General features: G+C 45.5%; 14 protein-coding genes. 8 read left to right on the top strand and 6 right to left on the bottom strand.

Features of this window, described 5'->3' with window-relative positions:
* The first annotated feature begins 507 nt into the window (after positions 1-507).
* The 6 genes from purH (at position 508) to rodA (ending at position 7,823) form a co-directional block, all read left to right on the top strand.
* The gene (purH, locus tag NBH16_RS20875) at positions 508-2,031 is read left to right on the top strand and encodes a bifunctional phosphoribosylaminoimidazolecarboxamide formyltransferase/IMP cyclohydrolase (RefSeq protein ID WP_008780189.1); all 1,524 of its coding nucleotides are present in this window, start codon (positions 508-510) and stop codon (positions 2,029-2,031) included.
* A gap of 11 nt (positions 2,032-2,042) precedes the next feature.
* On the top strand, positions 2,043-3,062 hold the full coding sequence (locus tag NBH16_RS20870) for a rod shape-determining protein (protein ID WP_005854830.1): 1,020 nt from the start codon (positions 2,043-2,045) through the stop codon (positions 3,060-3,062).
* 102 nt (positions 3,063-3,164) lie between these two features.
* Positions 3,165-4,019, top strand: a complete 855-nt coding sequence (mreC, locus tag NBH16_RS20865) for a rod shape-determining protein MreC (RefSeq protein WP_250789025.1) — start codon at positions 3,165-3,167, stop codon at positions 4,017-4,019.
* Positions 4,012-4,530, top strand: a complete 519-nt coding sequence (mreD, locus tag NBH16_RS20860) for a rod shape-determining protein MreD (protein ID WP_005854832.1) — start codon at positions 4,012-4,014, stop codon at positions 4,528-4,530. Before mreC ends, mreD begins: the two co-directional genes overlap by 8 nt.
* Entirely contained in the window at positions 4,520-6,388 is a 1,869-nt protein-coding gene (gene mrdA / locus NBH16_RS20855; protein WP_121773344.1) for a penicillin-binding protein 2, read from the top strand. Before mreD ends, mrdA begins: the two co-directional genes overlap by 11 nt.
* Positions 6,378-7,823, top strand: coding sequence for a rod shape-determining protein RodA (gene rodA, locus NBH16_RS20850; RefSeq protein ID WP_005864906.1), 1,446 nt, complete (start codon positions 6,378-6,380; stop codon positions 7,821-7,823). Before mrdA ends, rodA begins: the two co-directional genes overlap by 11 nt.
* Here rodA and NBH16_RS20845 read toward each other — a convergent pair.
* From NBH16_RS20845 to spt, 3 genes are all read right to left on the bottom strand, one after another.
* Positions 7,783-8,355, bottom strand: coding sequence for a gliding motility lipoprotein GldH (locus tag NBH16_RS20845; protein ID WP_029257204.1), 573 nt, complete (start codon positions 8,353-8,355; stop codon positions 7,783-7,785). The genes rodA and NBH16_RS20845 overlap by 41 nt on opposite strands.
* Positions 8,276-9,790 (bottom strand): PSP1 domain-containing protein, encoded by a 1,515-nt coding sequence (locus NBH16_RS20840; RefSeq protein WP_008773373.1) that lies wholly within the window; start codon positions 9,788-9,790, stop codon positions 8,276-8,278. Before NBH16_RS20840 ends, NBH16_RS20845 begins: the two co-directional genes overlap by 80 nt.
* Before the next feature lie 174 nt (positions 9,791-9,964).
* Positions 9,965-11,152 (bottom strand): serine palmitoyltransferase, encoded by a 1,188-nt coding sequence (gene spt / locus NBH16_RS20835; protein ID WP_005854840.1) that lies wholly within the window; start codon positions 11,150-11,152, stop codon positions 9,965-9,967.
* A gap of 198 nt (positions 11,153-11,350) precedes the next feature.
* Between spt and NBH16_RS20830 the strand changes: the two genes are divergently transcribed.
* Positions 11,351-12,322 (top strand): diacylglycerol/lipid kinase family protein, encoded by a 972-nt coding sequence (locus tag NBH16_RS20830; protein ID WP_005854843.1) that lies wholly within the window; start codon positions 11,351-11,353, stop codon positions 12,320-12,322.
* Here NBH16_RS20830 and NBH16_RS20825 read toward each other — a convergent pair.
* Positions 12,307-13,020, bottom strand: a complete 714-nt coding sequence (locus tag NBH16_RS20825; protein WP_250789024.1) for a tRNA1(Val) (adenine(37)-N6)-methyltransferase — start codon at positions 13,018-13,020, stop codon at positions 12,307-12,309. The genes NBH16_RS20830 and NBH16_RS20825 overlap by 16 nt on opposite strands.
* Before the next feature lie 87 nt (positions 13,021-13,107).
* Between NBH16_RS20825 and lon the strand changes: the two genes are divergently transcribed.
* On the top strand, positions 13,108-15,579 hold the full coding sequence (gene lon / locus NBH16_RS20820; protein WP_250789023.1) for an endopeptidase La: 2,472 nt from the start codon (positions 13,108-13,110) through the stop codon (positions 15,577-15,579).
* A 138-nt stretch (positions 15,580-15,717) separates the two neighbouring features.
* Here lon and NBH16_RS20815 read toward each other — a convergent pair whose 3' ends face one another.
* Positions 15,718-16,533 (bottom strand): sugar phosphate isomerase/epimerase family protein, encoded by an 816-nt coding sequence (locus NBH16_RS20815; RefSeq protein WP_008778156.1) that lies wholly within the window; start codon positions 16,531-16,533, stop codon positions 15,718-15,720.
* A gap of 2 nt (positions 16,534-16,535) precedes the next feature.
* Positions 16,536-17,249 carry a hypothetical protein gene (locus NBH16_RS20810; RefSeq protein ID WP_250789022.1) on the bottom strand — a complete coding sequence of 238 codons (714 nt, stop codon included), beginning with the start codon at positions 17,247-17,249 and terminating at the stop codon, positions 16,536-16,538.
* Positions 17,250-17,373 lie beyond the last annotated feature (124 nt).

Genomic DNA, 17,373 nt, shown 5'->3' with positions numbered 1-17,373 from the left:
GTTGCTTTCGACTGCGAATGCTATTGTTTTCGGAGTGAAACACTATTGTTTTCGAGTGAAAAGTCTATTGTTTTCGAATAAGAAGTCTATTGTTTGTATGTTTGAGGGTGATAAGAGACGGGAATCCTCGCTAGAATAAAAGCCCAAAAAACGATATGTCCTTGAAAGATAACTAATTGCGGATTTTTATTCTCAAATATGGAAACCGACTGTACTCTGGGGCGAAATATTCGATTCTCTGGAGCTTTAGAATACAAAATGTCAGAATGTCAAATTGGGCGATCTTCTATTATTAACAAAGGAAATCTCATTATCTTAGGGCAATGTCATAGGTTGTAGAGACGGGGCGTGCCCCGTCTCCCGTATCATGTGCGATGGATTCATGTTTCTTTGGCTATGGATGAAATTTGGTATGGTTGCCTTGTTTTTATCTGAATAATAAGGCTGGATTGGAAATAAATATCTACTTTTGTGCTCTAAAACATTAAAGTAAACGAAAATAGAAAGATGGCTGCAACGAAACGAATGAAACGTGCCTTGGTCTCTGTGTTTCACAAAGACGGGCTGGACGAAATCCTAAAGAAATTGCATAGCGAGGGTGTGAGCTTTGTATCAACAGGTGGTACTCAATCATTTATCGAGTCATTGGGTTTGCCTTGTGATGCGGTAGAGGACTTGACTTCTTATCCGTCTATTTTGGGCGGTCGTGTGAAGACGCTTCATCCGAAGGTATTCGGTGGTATCTTGGCTCGCCGTGAGAACGAGAATGACCAGAAACAATTAGCTGAATATGAGATCCCGGAAATCGACTTGGTTATCGTTGACCTATATCCTTTCGAGGAGACTGTCGCTTCCGGCGCTGAGGAACAAGCAATTATTGAGAAAATAGATATAGGCGGTATCTCTTTGATACGTGCCGCCGCGAAGAACTTCAAGGATGTGGTAATCGTAGCTTCCAAGGCTCAATACCAGCCGTTGATGGATCTTTTGAACGAGAAGGGCGCTGAGACAAGCATCGAGGATCGTAGATGGTTCGCCAAAGAGGCGTTCGCCGTTTCCTCGGGTTACGACTCCGCTATCTTCAATTATTTTGATGGCCGCGAAGGTTCCCATTTCCGTGCAACGGTAGATAGCCCGATGCATTTGCGTTATGGCGAGAATCCTCATCAAGCCGCTAAGTTCTATGGTAAGTTTAACGATATGTTCGATCAAATCCATGGAAAAGAGATTTCTTACAACAACTTATTGGATATCGACGCTGCCGTGAACTTGATCGATGAGTTCGACGAGCTGACGTTCGCTATCTTAAAACATAATAACGCTTGCGGTATCGCTTCCCGCGGTAATGTGGTTGAGGCTTGGAAAGAGGCTTTGGCCGGTGACCCGGTTTCCGCTTTCGGTGGCATCTTGATCACGAATACTACGATTAACAAGGAAGTGGCCGAGGAGATCCATAAGATCTTCTTCGAGGTGATTATCGCCCCGGCTTACGACGCTGACGCATTGGAGGTACTTCAACAGAAGAAGAACCGTATCATCTTGATCCGTAAGGATTGCAAGACTTGCCCGATGCAGTTCCGTTCTTTATTGAATGGTGTCTTGATGCAGGAGAAGGACTTGAGTATCCAAGGTAAGGCTGATTTGGAACCTATGACGGATAAGCAGCCGACAGCCTCGGAGGTTGAGGACCTGTTGTTCGCCAACAAGATCGTGAAGAACAGCAAGTCCAACGCGATCACCTTGGTGAAGAACAAGCAGCTTTGCGCCAGCGGTATCGGGCAGACCTCTCGTGTGGACTCTTTGAGACAAGCCATAGAGAAGGCTAAATCATTCGGCTTCGACTTGAATGGCGCCGTGATGGCTTCCGACGCTTTCTTCCCGTTCCCCGATTGCGTTGAGATCGCAGACCAAGCAGGTATCACGGCCGTAATCCAGCCGGGAGGCTCTATCAATGATAAGTTGTCTGTCGAGTACTGTAACCAACATGGTTTGGCTATGGTGAAGACAGGTGTTCGTCATTTTAAACATTAATAATAAGACTAATGGGATTGTTTTCTTTCACACAAGAAGTTGCCATAGATTTGGGTACCGCCAATACCATTATCACGTGTAATGATAAGATGGTGGTAGACGAACCTTCGGTGATTGCTTTGGATGCTCGCTCGGACAAGGTGCTGGCTGTCGGTAAGGTGGCCCGTGAGATGTACGAGAAGACGCACCCGAATATTCGTACCGTACGACCGCTTCGTGAGGGAGTTATCGCGGATTTCTACGCTGCCGAGCAAATGATTCGCGGCTTTATCAAGATGGCGAGCGGAAGGAAGCGCTGGTTCGCTCCATCCTTACGTATGGTGATTGGTATCCCTTCTGGTAGTACGGAGGTAGAGATACGTGCCGTGCGAGACTCTGCCGAGCATGCCGGTGGACGTGATGTGTACATGGTTTTTGAGCCGATGGCTGCCGCTATCGGTGTCGGTATAGATGTCTTGGCCCCCGAGGGTAATATGATCGTGGATATAGGCGGTGGTACTACCGAGATCGCTGTCATATCCTTAGGTGGTATCGTGTCGAATAAATCAATCCGTATGGCGGGTGACGATTTAACGGCTGATATCGTGGAGTATATGCGTCGCCAACACAACGTGAAGGTGAGTGAGCGTATGGCCGAGCGTATCAAGATCAACGTGGGTTCCGCGCTTACGGTATTGGAAGACGCTCCGGAGGATTACGTGGTTCACGGCCCGAATCAGATGACTGCCTTACCGATGGAGGTACCCGTCTCTTATCAGGAGATCGCCCACTGTTTGGATAAGTCTATCTCGAAGATCGAGGCGGCTATCTTGAGTGCCTTGGAGCAAACCCCTCCCGAGTTATATGCCGATATCGTGAAAAACGGTATCTATTTGGCTGGCGGTGGCGCTATGCTTCGCGGTTTGGATAAGCGCTTGCGGGATAAGATGAATATCCAGTTCCATATCGCCGAGGATCCGTTGCATGCCGTGGCGAAAGGTACGGGAGTCGCTTTGAAGAATATTGAGAAGTTTAATTTCTTAATCCGATAAGAGTAAATAATTGAGAATTGAGAATTGAAAGTTGAAAATTAGCGAGCCGATAGGTCTGGTTCTTTTCAATTTTCAATTCTCAACTTTCAGTTTTCAATTCCTATGCGTAAGTTACTAGAATTCCTGATCGGGAAGAGGCATTGGTTTTTGTTCATTCTGCTTGAGGCTGTTTCGTTGATGTTGGTCTATCGTAATAATGCGTACCAACGGAATATTATATTCAGCTCAGCGAATGTCGTGACAGGATATATCGCCTCGATATCCGGATCTGTCACTTCTTATTTGAATCTTCGGGATATCAATAAGGAGTTATTGGAGCGTAACGGACAGTTGGAATTGCAAATGCTGGATCTGCAAGATCAGTTAGATGCGCTGATTGCGGATACGGTTAGTTTTAAGGGATTTGCGCCGGATTCGACGGAGCAATTTCCTTATTCGTTTGTCGTGGCGGATGTAGTGAACAACAGTGTCACGCATTTGTCCAATTATATTACCGTGAATAAAGGGAAACTGGATGGGATCATGCCCGATATGGGAGTTGTCTCGGAACGAGGTGTGGTGGGTATCGTATCGACGGTTTCCGATCATTTCTCCGTGATCATTCCGTTGCTGAATCCTAAGTTCCGGTTGAGTTGTAAGGTATTAGGTAGTAGTTATTTCGGGTCATTAAGCTGGAATGGGCGCAATACGCTGTACGCCAACCTCGATGAGTTGCCGCGTCATGTGGAGTTCCAGAAAGGCGATACGATCGTGACGAGCGGTTACTCCGCCGTATTCCCCTCGGGTATTATCGTAGGTACGGTCGCTGATTTCGAGAAACAACACGATGATAATTTCTATTCATTACAGGTAGAGTTGGCTACGGATTTTCAAGCGTTGAACAACGTGCGTATTATCAAGAATTTCCGTCAGATGGAGCAAATTGGTGTAGAACAAGAGGCGAAAAGAAATGATTAATAATTTACTGCGTGGTTTCATATATTTCGTGGTGTTTGTGTTGATTCAGGTCTTGGTCTTGAACAACATTCATTTCTTGCGGATCGCTACCCCGTTTCTGTATCTCTATTTCATTATTAAGATGCCGGTCGGTAGCTCACGGACGCAAGTCGTTTTCTTCTCTTTCATAGCCGGGGTGGTTATTGATACGTTCAGCAACACACCGGGTATGCATGCGGCCGCCTGTACATTGGCGGGATTTTGCAGGGAGCCGTTAATTCGTGTATTCATGGGGAAAGATTTGCCGGAAGGTATTTACCCGTCTTATAAGACCTTTGGTTTCGGAGGCTTTTTCCGATATGTATTATCGTTTGTGTTGATACAACATACGACTCTTTTTGTGATTGAGTCGTTGACTTTATTTGACCCGTTGTTTCTGGTTGTCCGTATCCTCTCGAGCGTGGTGATGACAACCTTATTGATTTGTACGGTAGAAGCATTCAATATAGAGTCTCAGAAAAGTGGAGAATAATACCAAGTATGAGTTTGAGAACAGGCGCTATGTCTTAGGTGGGGCGGTGATCCTGTTGGTTATCATCTTTATTATCCGTTTGTTCATCCTTCAGGTGGTCGACAACGATTATAAAGCTTGGGCGGATAGTAACGCTTTCTTGAAAAAAACCTTATATCCTTCCCGGGGTATGATGTACGATCGTAATGGTAAATTGTTGGTCTATAACCAGCCCGCTTACGACGTGATGCTTATCATGCGTGAGATACAGCCTTTCGATACCCTCGATTTCTGTGATGTGCTGGGCATCACGAAAGAGCAATTCCTCAAACGTATAGCGGATATTAAGAACCGGCGGTTAAATCCCGGTTATTCTTCCTATGTCCCTCAAGTATTTATGAACCAGCTTTCCGCACAGGAATATGGCGTGTTGCAGGAGAAGTTATACAAATTTCCCGGCTTCTATATCCAGAATCGCACGATCCGCCAATACGAGTATCCCAATGCCGCTCTTGTGCTGGGAAATATCGGCGAGGTAAACCGGAAAGATATAGAGAATGACGCTTATTATACACAAGGCGATTACTCCGGCAGGACCGGGATCGAGCAATCGTACGAGGAATATTTGCGGGGCGTGAAAGGAGTCGAGATCCTGTTGCGTGACGCTCACGGACGTATCAAGGGGCGATACGAGGAAGGCAGGCACGATATCCAGCCGGAATCCGGCAAGAACTTGAAATTATCCTTGGATATGGACTTGCAGGCTTATGGGGAGAAGTTAATGCAGAATAAATTAGGGGGTATCGTGATGATAGAGCCGGAGACAGGGGAGGTACTTTGTATGGTTTCCGCTCCTACATATGATCCGAGTATCTTGATCGGGCGCCAGCGGGGAAAGAACTACGTGGCTTTGCAGAAGGACCCGTTGAAACCTTTATTCAACCGCCCGCTCATGGCGCAATATCCTCCCGGATCTACATTTAAACCGACTCAAGGTTTGATCTTCTTGCAAGAAGGGGTGATTACTCCGGAAACTCAATATACCTGTGCGCATGGATATACCTTCCGGGGAGGTAAGCCGGCTTGTCACGGGCATCCGTCTCCTCTGAATCTGGTCGGGGCGTTGGCGACCTCTTGTAACTCTTTTTTCCCTTGGGGACTGCATGATATGATCGACAGCCGGAAGCGATATCCGTCGGTACAGGAGGCTTTTGAGGTTTGGAAGAATTATATGGTTTCTATGGGGTATGGCTATAAGCTGGGAATCGATCTTCCGGGGGAGAAGCGAGGGTTCATTCCGAATAGTAAGTTCTACGATAAGGTGTACCGGGGACGTTGGAATTCCAGTACGGTTATCTCGATCGCTATCGGTCAGGGTGAGATATTGGCTACGCCTTTGCAAATCTGTAATTTGGCGGCTACTGTCGCTAATCGGGGATATTATATTACTCCGCATGTCGTGAAAGAGATTCAAGACACTCCGCTGGATACATTATATAGTAAGAGGCATTATACATCGGTGGATACGCATTATTATAGTTATATTGCCGAGGGTATGCGAGGGGCTGTTACGGGAACCGCTTATGGTGGAACCTGTCGTGGGGCGGCTTTACCGGATATCGAGGTTTGTGGAAAGACGGGAACGTCGGAGAACCCGCATGGTAAGGACCATTCTATTTTTATGGGATTCGCTCCTTATCAAAAGCCGAAGGTCGCCATTGCCGTGTTTGTGGAAAACGCCGGATTCGGTGCTACCTATGCGGTGCCTATCGGTAAATTGATGTTGGAGAAATATTTGAAAGGAGAAATATCCGAGGCTAACAAGGCGACGGAGGAATATATTATGAATGCCGTAATACTACCGAACAATGCGCTATAGGAAAACGGAAATATGGAAGTCGGTAGACTGGATTACCATTTTGTTGTATTTGATTATGGTAATCGCCGGTTGGTTTAGTATTTGTGGGGCGAGCTACGAGTTTGATAACGTTGGCTTGTTCGATCCGTCGGGTCGTCCGGGGATGCAGATGATTTGGATCGGTACCTCACTCGCCCTTATTTTCGTCATATTGATGCTGGAAAGTGACTTCTTCGATATATTCGCCTATCTGATCTATGCGTGCGTGATCGTATTGTTGATCGCCACTATATTTTTAGCACCTAATATCAAGGGATCGCATTCTTGGCTCGTATTGGGACCTATCCGTTTGCAACCAGCGGAGTTGGCTAAGTTCGCTACCGCTTTGGCCGTGGCGAAGTTTATGAATGGCTATGGCTTTAAGCTAACGACGGTCAAGAATTTCTCAATCACTTTGTTCTTGATCTTCTTGCCGATGGTTTGTATTCTTTTACAGAAAGAGACGGGGTCGGCATTGGTTTACTTGGCATTCTTCCTGATGTTATACCGGGAAGGAATGACTGGATATATTTTGTTGATAGGAGTTTGTGCGGTCGTCTTTTTCGTTACGGGAATGAAATATTCAGAGGTGATGGTGGGTATTACCCCATTGGGTGAATTAATCGTCTCTTGCCTTGTCTTATTAATAACCATGGGATTAGTTGGGAGTGTCCGTAAGGATTATATAAGCGTTAAGATCATGCTTGGGGGAATTGCTTCGACATTCTTGATCGGGTATGTCGTTTCTTTGTTTGTCCCGGTAAACTTCACTTGGATATCGATAGGCTTGGTAGGAGCTGCGTCAATCTATTTATTCTATTTATCCATTCGAAACTGGGTATGGCATTATGCGTTAATCGCTCTGTTCGCTTTAGGTTCTATCGGTTTCCTATTTTCTGTGGATTATGTGTTTAATGACATATTGGAACCTCACCAACAAATTCGTATTAAAGTCTCTTTGGGCTTGGAGGATGATCCAAGCGGGGCGGGGTATAATGTGAATCAGTCCAAGATCGCTATCGGTTCCGGAGGATTATCCGGAAAAGGATTCTTGAATGGGACGCAGACCAAATTGAAGTATGTGCCGGAACAGGATACGGATTTTATCTTTTGTACGGTAGGCGAGGAGCAAGGCTTTTTGGGAGCCTCTGCCGTATTGATCGTATTCGGACTTTTTATTCTTCGTCTGATTGTATTGGCGGAGCGGCAAGATAATGCTTTCGGGCGAGTCTATGGCTATAGCGTAGCCTCCATATTCTTTTTCCATCTGGCGATTAATGTCGGCATGGTGACGGGATTGACTCCGGTTATCGGCATTCCCTTGCCTTTCTTTAGCTATGGAGGTTCCTCGCTTTGGGGATTTACGATCTTATTGTTTATTTTTCTTCGTTTGGACGCTTCTCGGAAGGAGCGTTAGTGGAAGAAGGTAAGACCCGTAAGCCGATTTCCTGAATGCCCGGAAGTTGGTCGTTACGCATCCCCTGCCGGAAGCTAAAGGTATATTGCCCTTTAACGGGGAAATAGTAAGCAGACCGTATCGGGAAACTGGATTGAAACAGGGAGATCCCGTCCCCATACCATTTCCCAAACTCATCAGCTAACATACATTCGATCGTATCCCTTTTTAAAGGACCTATCGGAAGTTCCTCGCTGCAAAATACCCATAGGTTCTGATACGGGTACATATTATTGTTCCGTACTTCCAAGGTTAGGTCGTACGGAACCGATATATCCTCAATCAAGAAAGTGAAATAGTACTCCTTATTCTTCTCCCACGAGGTGTTCTGGATAGCTTGATACTGATCGTATACAGCTTCATTCTCGCAAGAGAAGCATAAGAAGCATGTTACACAGGCGGCAATGAACTTTTTAAGCCTCAGGCTTTGTCTCTGGCCTATTCTCCGTTTTATCAGGTCTGGCCTGTTTGATCGGTTGCTGAGGTTTGTCATTATTCGCAGGCTTGTCATTGTTGGATTGCTTATCGTTATTAGCTCTCGGCCTTTGTTTCGGGCGATTGTTTCGGTTGTTCTCCCTGTTATTATCACGGTTGTTCTCTCGATTCTCCCGACTGTTTTCCCGGCTATTATCTTTGTTATTCTCCCGGTTATTCTCTCTGTCCCGGTTATTCTCACGATTGCTATTCCTATTATTTCCTCCGTTGCGGCGATTATTGCCACCAGCTCCGTTTCCTCCGTTGTTCTTATTCTCAGAAACAGGTGCGTCGGTGTTGGTAACTGCCGTCGCGGTGGTGTTAGCTCCGTTCCCGTTTCCATTGTTCTCGCCATTATTCTTGTTGGCAGGACGTTTTTTCTTTTTCTTTTTAACAGAGTCGAAACGTGTGACGCTTTCTTGCCCAAGAATATCTTGAGCGTCTCGTTTCGGTGGTTGTGGCTTCGTATCCGCCTCTAGAGATATCGGCTTCATGCCTTTCTTATTCATGTTAATGACATCGAAAGCACGGCTTGCCGGAATCGTGATAAGATTAGCCGCAAATGATTTATCCGTAGAATAGGTAATTTCCCGTTTGAAAATATCCGTCTTGAAATGATAGTAATTATTATCTTTGGTCTCCAAGACAATCTCCCGGGAAGGAAGGCGTTTCTGGGCTTCCACATATGTATCTACCTCATAATTGATACAACATTTCAATTTAGCGCATTGTCCGGCCAATTTCTGGGGATTCATGGAAATATCTTGATAACGGGCAGCTCCGGTAGCGACCGATACAAAACTTGTCATCCAACTGGAACAGCAAAGTTCTCTACCGCAAGGGCCGATACCACCGATACGTCCGGCTTCTTGACGAGCACCGATCTGCTTCATCTCGATACGAACACGAAAAGCCTCCGCTAGCACTTTAATTAGTTGACGGAAATCTACACGTTCATCCGCTATATAATAAAAGATCGCCTTATTACCGTCACCTTGATACTCTACATCACCGATTTTCATATTCAATCCTAAATCGGCTGCGATTTGCCGCGAGCGAATCATAGTGGCATGTTCCTTTGCTTTCGCTTCCTCATATTTCTCGATATCGGTCGGTTTTGCCTTTCGGTAAATCCGTTTTGGCTCAGCTTCCGTGCGCACGTTGTTCTTCTTCATTTGCAGCAGAACCAATTTACCCGTTAAAGAAACCGTACCGATATCATGACCGGGACTTGCCTCTACGGCTACTATATCACCTTTTTCCAAAGGTATTTTAGCACTATTCAAGTAATACCCTTTGCGGGTATTTTTAAATTGAACCTCTACGAAGTCAGTCGAGCCTTCCGCGTCGGGTACATCGCACAACCAATCATAGGTATTCAGTTTATTGTTTTGCCTTTTGCTGCAACCTTTGCAGCCCATATGGCTACTTCCTTTATCTAATATGAAATCCATTTATTTTTAATTTGTAAGAGGGCCATCGACATAACCGCCCAATTTATCTAAATATGCAAAAATAGTGATTTATTCCCATTCAAAATCATAGTTATGATTTTTTCAGTTATAAAAAAAGACCCGAAGATAGGTGTTATACCTAACCTTCGGGCCTTTTCTTATATATTTACACGATTAGTCTACCAACCCATGGCTCTTGAATACCTTGTGGATTGTCTCCAAAGCGTAATCTAGTTGCTCTTTCGTGTGGGTAGCCATAAGGGAGAAGCGGATCAGTGTATCCTCGGAAGCAACTGCGGGAGCTACTACCGGGTTTACGAAGATTCCGGCCTCAAATAATTCTTTTACGATAAGGAATGTCAAGTCGTTGTCACGGATAAACAACGGGATGATCGGGGTAGAAGTATGTCCGATCTCACAACCCATGTTACGGAAACCATCCAATGCGTAATGAGTCAAATCCCATAAATGTTGGATACGTTCCGGTTCGCTTAACATAATATCTAATGCCGCGTTCGCTGCGGCAGTAGCGGCAGGCGTATTGCTTGCGCTAAAGATATAGGAACGGGAGTGGTGACGTAAGTAATTGATAACCGGTTCGTCCGATGCGATAAAACCACCGATAGAAGCGAAAGACTTACTGAAAGTTCCCATGATCAAATCAACATCGTTCGTAACGCCGAAGTGATTACAAGTACCGCGGCCATGATCACCGAATACACCGATACCATGAGCCTCGTCAACCATTACACTTGCGTTATATTTCTTTGCGAGAGCTACGATTTCCGGTAATTTAGCGACATCACCTTCCATGCTGAAGACACCGTCGATAACGATAAGTTTCACCTTGTCTGGCTCGCATTTCTGGAGTTGTTTCTCCAAGGAGTCCATATCGTTATGCTTGAATTTCAATTTCGTGGAGAAAGAAAGACGATGTCCTTCGATAATGGATGCATGATCCAACTCATCCCAAAGGATATAGTCCTCACGTCCGGTGATACAGGATACAACACCTAGATTAACTTGGAAACCTGTAGAGTATACGATGGCGTCTTCTTTACCAACAAATTCTGCTAAACGTTTTTCCAACTGGAGGTGTAAGTCCAACGTTCCGTTTAAGAAACGTGAGCCGGCACAACCTGTACCATACTTTTTAATGGCCTCGATCGCTGCTTCTTTTACTTTAGGATGATTGGTTAATCCTAAGTACGCATTAGAACCAAACATCAAGACTTTCTTCCCGCTGATTAGAACTTCCGTGTCCTGATCGCTCTGGATTTCCCTGAAGTAAGGATAGATTCCCATTGCCATGGCTCTTTGAGGAGCGTCGTACTTTGCTAGTTTCTCTTGTAAAAGTTTCATATTATTATAAAAGAGAATGATTTATCTCGCTATTTATTTATTCTAATAAAGAACACAGGTTCGCCGCGTACATAATCCCATGTTTCGGCAAATCCAGCCGCAAAAGTAGTAAAAAAATAACTTATAGTAGTCGAAATGCTTTAAAAGTTTTATAAAAGCATTATTTTTGTCCTCTCAAATAAAAAAGAAGAAGTGAGGATGAGCGAACGGGATATAAAAGTACAAGCTATCATAAACCCTATATCAGGTGTAGGGTCGAAGCGCAAGATACCTAAGATGATCGAAGGGATCTGCTCGAAAAAGAACTGTTCGTTAAACATTTCTTTTACAGAGTATGCAGGCCATGCCAGCGAGTTGACTCGGCAAGCCATAGAGGAAGGAGCTGAATATATTTTGGCGGTAGGCGGTGACGGGACGGTGAATGAGATAGCGAGAGCTATGATCCATTCGAACGCGATCTTAGGTATCATCCCGAAAGGTTCGGGCAATGGCTTAGCTAGAGAATTGCACATACCGATGGACGTGAAAAGGGCTATCGATCTGATCGCGAAAGGGCATGTTACGACGATAGATTGCTGCCGGGCGAACGGACAGGTCTTTTTCTGTACCTGTGGAGTCGGTTTTGATGCCGCCGTCAGCCAGAAATTCGCAAATGAGAAACGGCGCGGGTCTCTTACTTATATAAAGAATACGATAGAGGAGTATCTGAGTTATAAGCCTGAGCCTTATGAATTGGTGGTAGATAATCAGACGATCAAGGAGAAGGCGTTTCTAGTCGCTTGCGCGAATGCTTCGCAATATGGTAATAACGCGTTTATCGCTCCGCATGCGAATATACAGGACGGACGGATGGACGTTACGATCTTATCCCCTTTTATGCCATTGGATATCGCTCCTTTGGCCATCCAATTGTTTACCAAACAGATTGATCGGAATAGTAAGATTAAGACGATGAAAGCCCAGCAAGTCACGATTATTCGCCAACATCCGGGCGTGATGCACTTGGATGGAGAACCGATCATGGCAGATCGCCGTATCGATATTACGGTGGAACCGAAGGCCTTACATGTGCTGACTCCGGAGGTTGTGTCTTTCACCAAGGAGGTACATAATTTATTTGACGAGGTAACTCGCTTCTTCGATAAAAAACTTCCTTACATTTTCAAGTAAAAGTCTTTAGCTATAGCGGTGAATTCATCGCTATATCGATGCCGCTCGATTTCTAGGGTCAGATGAGACGACTTGGGTTTTGCTACCGGCGTCGCTGAGAGTTCTATTAATAAACGCTTAGGAGGGGCGTCCGGTATGGGGGAAACGTGGGCTTCTCTCGATGGCGATAAAGACTCTTCTCGAGCGAGGTCTATTAAAGACTCCCGTTGATCAAAGGGAAGCACCAAGGCGATATTTCCTTCGGGTGCCAACAGTTTGCGGCTATCACGCAATAAATCCGGGAGTGATAGAGTATCCGTATGCCGGGCTAGATTACGTTTAGTATCCGGGCATTTCAATGAATCAATAAAATAGGGTGGGTTGGATACGATCAAGTCATATTTGATATTCTCATCCGGCATATATTCGGAGAGCGAGGTTTGATAGACTTGTATCCGGTTGGCGAAAGGCGATTTCGCGATGTTTTCCCGAGCTTGTAAACATGCGTCTGAATCTATATCGATAGCGTCTAGGATCGCGGTGCTACGCTGCGCCAGCATGAGGGCGATCAATCCCGTTCCGGTTCCCACATCCAAAATCCTCTGACATCTCTCTGTGCTAGCCCATGCCCCAAGCAAAACGCCATCCGTTCCGACTTTCATGGCACATTTATCGTGCCATACCGTAAATTTCTTGAATTGAAAATAAGGATTTGCCATATCTCTATCGATTGTATGCCGCGAAATTAGTAAGAATTGAATGAAAAGCTGTAACTTTGGCACGTTTATTGTATTAACATATACAATATGAATGTATATATGAAAGAAAAGACGAGAGTATTTTGCCAGAATTCGTTTGATGACTTGGATGACAATATTGGTATCGTAATGCCAATTCTTACAGAATGCGATGTAGATGAGGATTTCACAGAAGGAATAGAGAAAGTTGGAGACACTATACCCATTCTTCCGTTAAGGAATATGGTACTCTTTCCGGGTGTTGCCTTGCCGGTGATTATCGGGCGTCCTAAATCGATGCGCCTGATCAAAGAGGCTGTACATAAAAAGAGTTTGATCGGAGTTGTTTGCCAGAAAGAGATGGATACGGAAGATCCGGTTTTAGAGGATTTATATACTACCGGGGTAATCGCTGACATCGTTCGTGTCTTAGAGATGCCAGATGGTAGCACTACTGTTATTCTTCAAGGTAAGAAACGCTTTGAATTGAATGAGTTGACCGAGACAGATCCGTATCTTTCCGGTAAGATCACCGTGTTGGAGGACACGAAGCCGGACAAGACAGACCGCGAGTTCGAGGCTTTGATCTCAACGATCAAGGATTTGACCATCAAGATGCTTGGGGCCGTGGCTGAACCTCCCCGGGATTTGATCTTCTCGATCAAGAATAATAAGAATGTCTTGTATGTGGTCAATTTCTCTTGTAGCAATATACCGAGTGGATCGGCCGAGAAACAGCAATTGTTATTGATCGGGGACTTAAAAGAGCGTGCGTATCGGTTACTTTTTATCTTGAACCGCGAGTATCAGCTGGTGGAGTTGAAAGCTTCCATCCAGATGAAGACACATGAGGATATCAATCAACAACAAAAAGAATATTTCCTTCAACAGCAAATCAAGACCATTCAAGAGGAATTGGGCGGGAATATCAATGAGTTGGAGATAAAAGAATTACGGGAGAAAGCCAGTCGTAAGAAATGGCCTGCCGAGGTAGCGCAGGTCTTTGAGAAGGAATTGCGAAAATTGGAACGATTGCATCCGCAATCTCCGGATTATTCCGTACAGACGCAATATGTCCAGAATATCGTTAACTTGCCGTGGAACGAGTATAGTAAGGACAATTTCAACTTGTCTCATGCCCAGAAGGTCTTAGATCGTGATCATTATGGTTTGGAGAAGGTGAAAGAGCGTATTATCGAGCATCTGGCGGTATTGAAGCTGAAAGGGGATATGAAATCTCCGATTATCTGTTTGTACGGTCCTCCGGGAGTCGGCAAGACTTCATTGGGGCGTTCCATCGCAGAGGCTTTGCGCCGTAAATATGTACGTGTCTCTTTAGGTGGATTGCACGATGAGGCCGAGATTCGCGGACATCGTCGTACCTATATCGGTGCTATGTGCGGACGTATCATCCAGAATATACAGAAGGCGGGAACATCGAACCCTGTCTTTATCTTAGATGAGATCGATAAGATCACGAATGATTTCAAGGGGGATCCGGCATCCGCTTTATTGGAGGTCTTGGACCCGGAGCAGAATAATGCGTTTCACGATAATTATCTGGATATCGATTACGATTTAAGCAAGGTAATGTTTATCGCTACCGCTAACAATTTGAATACGATTTCCCAGCCGTTGCTGGATCGTATGGAATTGATCGAGGTGAGCGGTTATATCATGGAGGAGAAGGTAGAGATCGCAGCGAAGCATCTCGTGCCTAAGCAGATGGATGTACACGGCTTGAAGAAAGGTTCCGTGAAATTCCCCAAGAAAACCTTACAAGTGATCGTTGAAGCCTATACACGCGAGAGCGGTGTCCGGGAATTGGATAAGAAAATCGCCAAAATCATGCGTAAGCTAGCCCGTAAGGTCGCTAGCGATGAGCCTATCCCGACTAGTATTAAGCCGGCGGATTTGTATGAATATCTAGGGGCGGTCGAATATTCCCGCGATAAATATCAAGGGAATGACTATGCCGGCGTGGTTACGGGATTAGCTTGGACGGCTGTTGGTGGTGAGATTCTTTTCGTGGAGTCGAGCTTAAGTAAAGGTAAGGGATCAAAGCTTACTTTGACCGGGAATCTGGGAGATGTGATGAAAGAGTCTGCCATGTTGGCACTTGAGTATATCCATGCGCATGCGGCTCAGTTTAATATTAACGAGGAGTTGTTCGAGAACTGGAATGTGCATGTCCACGTACCGGAGGGGGCGATCCCGAAAGACGGACCGAGTGCCGGAATAACGATGGTGACTTCTCTTGTCTCCGCCTTTACTCAGCGTAAGGTGAAAAAGAACTTGGCTATGACGGGCGAGATTACGCTGCGTGGCAAAGTGCTTCCCGTAGGTGGTATCAAGGAGAAGATCTTGGCGGCTAAACGTGCCGGGATCAAGGAGTTGATTCTTTGCAAGGAGAATGAGAAGGATATCAATGAGATCAAACCGGAGTATTTGAAAGGCTTGGTGTTCCATTATGTGAGTGATATTCAACAGGTGGTAGATCTTGCGTTGCTGAGAGAAAAGGTGGATAATCCCTTGTTCTGATAACGACTTTTTAGGCATATATAGGTGTGGGCTTATACGTATATACGTGTAGGCCCATATTAGTATCGGCGTAAGCCTATACGTATATACGTGTGGGCCTACGCCGATATCGGTGTTTTTTAAGGGGAGCGTATACTTCTATTTAGAGCATTTCCGTAGGAATTCCAAGCTGTTGCGTATCTCTTGGATATCGGATTTGAAATCATCGTACTCAATGGAGATAAGCCCGTTGAAATGCTGACGCTTCAGCTCGTTGACGAACGCTTTTACCGGTAAGATCCCGGTTCCCCATGTGGCGTCTTCCATCTTGTCGGTGAGGTCTTTCAAATGTGCCACCTTGATGCGTCCGGATAACTTCTGGAGATTCTTGAGCGGATCTTCACCCACCCGTTTCCAATGGCCGATATCGGCGCATACTCCCATCAAGGGAGAACGGCCTTTCAGCACTTTCTCTACCACCTCGGCACTTGCGTAAATGCATGGACTCGGATGGTTATGAATCGCTACCTCCATATCGTACTTCTTGGCGAGGGATTCGATGTAGTCTAACTGGTTTAACTCCGGTTCGACAGTCACGATATGCGCGCCTATTTTATGAGCGAACGCGAAGAACTTATCCCATTCCTCGTTAGTCCCATAAGAGGCTACACCAAAGGCGATCGGCTTGATTCCCCTTTTCTTGAACTCATGGCGTAATAAAGCGCAGTCATCATCGCTTAAGTCGTAATTCAGATAGGTCTCTTTTGGGAACGGAGCGCCCAATTCTTGGAAAAAGAAAGCCTCCGCATACCCCATGCCCAGTTGTTGGGTCTTATCCAAGGTCTCCATCAACGTAAGATTGTGGAAAGTCCAAGTCTGTATACCCACCTTCCAGTCCGCTTTTTGCGCCGCCAGCTGTACGGCCTGCCCAAGGAGCATGACCGTACATAGTGCTAATATAATATATCGTTTCATACTTATACCGGCATTTCCGGAAGGCTCCAGCCTTCACGATAGGTATGTTTGATATATTCGTTGGCAGCCTCTAGCGCATTGAACTCTGCGTATTTCGTATCGAAATAGGGGTGACCGTCTATCACCTTGAAATCATCGCTGGTTACGATTTTCAATACGTCGGAAGAGGATATGTTGGTGAAACGCATGTTTTGGGCGTCCCACATCAATTTCTTGTTCAAGCCTTGCAGACGGATCGCCAATACGCCTAATAACACCATCTCGTTGAATGGTCCGGAATAAGCGAAGTTGGAAGTTCCTTCCACACGGTTCTCCGGCGATTCTTTACAAGCACGGATCCAGTCTTGCTCATGGAAACCGTCAAAGTATCCGGTAGCGTTCGGGATACGGCGCAAATAGGGGGTTACTTGAGGTACACGGCCGGATAATAACCGGGAGTTGAAACCTCCGCAATCGCAGATCAACGTGTCTTTAGTACCTACGAAGATACATCCACCCAAACCGCCACGCATCATATCTACACCATCCGGTAATAAGTCCGGACGCTGAGGAAGCATACCGCCATCGTACCAATATACTTTCACTTCCGGCAAGGCTACCTTTGGAAGATTGTCACGAGCCGGGAAGCGGAATTCTACCACCTCCGATTGAGGAGCGGATTCCGTATTGATCTGGGTAGAACGGCCTTGTACACGATCCGGATAACCTAACTTCAAGGGGCTCACCCGATAAATCAGGGGGAAAATTCTTTAATTCTATAGAAAATTTGCACCTTTGTACCATGAACAATCAAGGACTATTAGCATTGGCACAGTTGATTCTGCCATCAGAGATACTTTC

This window comes from Parabacteroides sp. Y3-G-102, from assembly GCF_023656845.1.
GTDB lineage: Bacteria > Bacteroidota > Bacteroidia > Bacteroidales > Tannerellaceae > Parabacteroides > Parabacteroides distasonis.
This window is presented reverse-complemented; position numbering and strand designations above follow the sequence as displayed.